The organism is Streptomyces sp. NPDC001709 (assembly GCF_053596375.1).
Window position 1 is genome coordinate 1 of the sequence record NZ_JBSFGB010000156.1, and the last position, 1,047, is coordinate 1,047.

The window sequence follows — 1,047 nt, forward strand, 5'->3', positions numbered from 1 at the left end:
ACGACCTCGTGCATGGTTGGCCGTAGCACGTCGAGGTGTGTGGCGTTGTCGGTGTTCACGCTCGAATGGCGTCGTCGAGGGTGGCGGTCTGTTGGTGTGAGAGTAGACCGGCGACGGCTTGGACGATGTCACTCATGTGTTCGCGTCGGCCATGGTGGCGGGCGAGAGCCCGCCAGTTTTTGAGGTGTGCAATGCCGTGCTCGACGCGGATACGTCGTGAGGAGTGCGCCTTGCGCTGGAGTTCGTGCCGCTCCTCGTACCAGGCGGGAGTATTCTTCTTGAACTTGCGATGTGGTGGCGTCACCACGCGTCCGCCGGTCTGCGCACCTATGCCCTGGTAGCCGGCGTCCGCGAGGATCTCCATGAACGGGCCGTCGGCCAGGAGCTGGGGCAGTCCCAGCTGCCGGGCCTGGGTGATGTCGGCGCAGCTGCCCGGCCGGACAGGGCTGCAGAACAGCACGCGCCCGTCCGCGTCCGTGAGGACCATGGTCTTCACCGCGTTCTGCTTGGTCTTTCCGGAGACGAACTTGTCCCGGTCCTTGCGGCCTGCGGCCGGGCGTCGCACACGGATCTCTGTGCCGTCGATGATCCCGGTCTGACCGTCGACGCCCAGGTACTCGATGACCTCGGCGAGGGTGCGCAGCCGGACGTCCGGCGCGACGGTGCATCCCCGCTGCGCGAGCAGGGGCCGCACCTCGCCGATGGCGCGCGTGATGGTGGAGCGGTCCACGCCGAACCAGCAGGCCAGCACGTCATGAGTGGTGCCGTGGCGCAGATTCACCAGTGTGGCCAGCAGCCGGTCGACGAAGACGAACGTGTGCTTCGCACCGGCCCCCACCGCCCGTTGCCGAGGCCGAGCCGTCAGGCGTGCCTGATGCTGCTCGTGCCACAACGGCCCTACCTCGGCTACGAGTTCAGCGATCACCTCCGGCGACAGCCCGGTGACCCGATACTCCGCCACGATCAACTCGCGTGCCCCAACCCCCATCATGCCCAGTTCAACGAGTAACCCGGGCGCCGAGCCACGGCCAACCGTGCACGAGGTCG

The 1,047-nt window shown here is 67.3% G+C and carries 1 protein-coding gene; it reads right to left on the reverse strand.

Annotation, left to right across the window (positions count from 1 at the left end; translation table 11 throughout):
• Window positions 1–55: 55 nt before the first annotated feature.
• Window positions 56–991: a transposase family protein gene (locus ACWC0C_RS48395; RefSeq protein WP_450871560.1), complete on the reverse strand. Its 936-nt coding sequence runs from the start codon at window positions 989–991 to the stop codon at window positions 56–58.
• Window positions 992–1,047 lie beyond the last annotated feature (56 nt).

What these genes read in the sequence shown, in the direction of transcription:
- ACWC0C_RS48395 (WP_450871560.1), bottom strand. Translation starts at nt 991, where the DNA reads ATGATGGGGGTTGGGGCACGCGAGTTGATCGTGGCGGAGTATCGGGTC.